General features: G+C 56.8%; 1 protein-coding gene. It reads right to left on the bottom strand.

Annotated features, from left to right (window positions below):
• Positions 1-60: 60 nt before the first annotated feature.
• Positions 61-1,353: hypothetical protein (locus tag P5540_19935; protein ID HRT67085.1), on the bottom strand; the 1,293-nt coding region annotated here is incomplete at its 5' end.

The raw sequence follows: 1,353 nt of genomic DNA, 5'->3' as shown, positions 1-1,353 counted from the left end.
CGCCAAGTTGGAAGCGAAGGCAATCATCGCAAAGCTGGATGCGGAAGAGAAGGCGCGGGGCTAGATACCCGCCGCCGCCGCCTCGATGTGCCCGTACAGGCTCGTATCGTTGTTTGGCAACGAGATAACGGGCGCGTCGAGCGCGGCAATGGCATGGCGGGCCTGTTCCTTTGCGTCAACGCAAAACTCCCCGCCGCCGATGTAATTACCATAGATGGACCGGCACAAGATTCCATCGCCCGCCTCGGTGTCCCACGGAACAAGGCCCAACGCCTCGATGTACTGCGGGCCGCTGATCGGAACCGGATAATGCGTGTTGTAATTGAGGGTTGGCAGGCCAAGGCGAAGGCACTCTAGGTAAGTTTCGCGGGTTCGCTGGCCGTAAACCGTTTCGATGCGCCCTCGCTCCAAATCTCCCTTGTAGCGAAGTGGCAGCGCGGCCAAATCCATATCGCGCATTATGAACTGGTCGTCGCTCATCAAAACAAACCGCTCTGTGATTTTGGAAAGGTGCGCCGCCAGAAGACACTTGCGAGTCATGTTCGCTTCGCGGTTTTTGACATTCGGATCGTGGAACGGTACATGGTTGACCCCCTCCAGTACGCCAGGCTCCCCGCCAATCACGAAAATCTCCCCCAGATTCTTTCCGTGCTTCCGAAGAAGCCGGATGGACAGGTACAAATCGCGGGTATCGGAGCCGTGGAACAGGTAAACCACATCGGCCTTGCCATTTTTGGCGCGAGATCGCGCCGCTTTAGCTTCTACTGAATTTGGATAATCAAGCGCAAAGTTCCACGGGAGGGCGTGGTTGAAGTTCTGGAACATTCTGCACTCAAAATCGAGCGTGATGCCGTGCTTTCCTTTCATCCAGAGCCAAGCCCACACCGATTGGTCGCAACTGTACACCCCCTCCGGCACCCGCTCGGCAATCGAAATAGCATCCTCGATAGCAAGCAGGAGCGAGTCGCGCTGGCCCATCATCATGCCGCCATTGAGATATTTCCATTCCGCGAACGTGCGGCACTCCGCCTCGCTGTGCTTTTTGATTGCAACGGTTTCATCGTGCGGGTCCGCGCCATCGCCTATCGCATAGTGGTTCCATTGGGCCATCTTGTACATCAGCTTACACTCGGCCCCAAATACGATCTTGCCGTCATAGTGGCGGTTGTAGGCCGAATCGAGGGTGAGCATGGAGCCGCAAAGCAGTACATCGTCGGCATCGAGGGCCAGGATGTAGGGTTTGGCCTTGCCCGAAAGGATATGGTCGCGGAGCAAATACAGCTTGTTGAAATGACTGCGCCGCGAATACTCCGCGTCGGTCATGTGCCCGCCAAGGATCGTCAATGGAACGCC

It is taken from the genome of Candidatus Hydrogenedentota bacterium, from assembly GCA_035450225.1.
Lineage (GTDB): Bacteria > Hydrogenedentota > Hydrogenedentia > Hydrogenedentales > SLHB01 > DSVR01.
This window is presented reverse-complemented; position numbering and strand designations above follow the sequence as displayed.